General features: G+C 58.0%; 1 protein-coding gene. It reads left to right on the top strand.

What is annotated here, in order from left to right:
* The coding region (locus tag KHA85_RS16925) for a terminase large subunit domain-containing protein (RefSeq protein WP_213186687.1) at positions 1-431 on the top strand (431 nt) is incomplete at both ends.

The following is a 431-nucleotide window of genomic DNA, read 5'->3' as shown; positions in this document are numbered from 1 at the left end:
CTCCAACACTGCGCAAAGCCATAACGGCGACCTGCTGGTCGATGAGATTTTCTGGATCCCCAACTTCCAGAAACTGCGCAAAGTCGCCTCCGGCATGGCCTCGCAAAAGCACCTCCGGTCGACCTACTTTTCTACCCCGTCAACGCTGGGGCATGGCGCGTTTCCTTTCTGGTCCGGCGAGTTGTTTAACAAGGGTCGCAAAAACGCCAGCGAACACGTCGAGATCGACATCAGCCACAGCGCGTTAGCGGCCGGGAAGCTGTGCGATGACGGCCAGTGGCGGCAAATCGTTACCATTGAGGACGCCCTGCGCGGCGGCTGTAACCTGTTTGACCTCGACGTGCTGAAGCGGGAGAACAGCGCCGAGGACTTCCGCAACCTGTTCATGTGCGAATTTGTCGACGACAGCGCGTCAGTATTTCCCTTTGAAG

The sequence above is a fragment of the Dietzia massiliensis genome (assembly GCF_018390595.1).
Lineage (GTDB): Bacteria > Actinomycetota > Actinomycetes > Mycobacteriales > Mycobacteriaceae > Dietzia > Dietzia massiliensis.
Note: the sequence above shows the minus strand (reverse complement) of the source record. Positions and strands in the feature narration are given on the sequence as shown.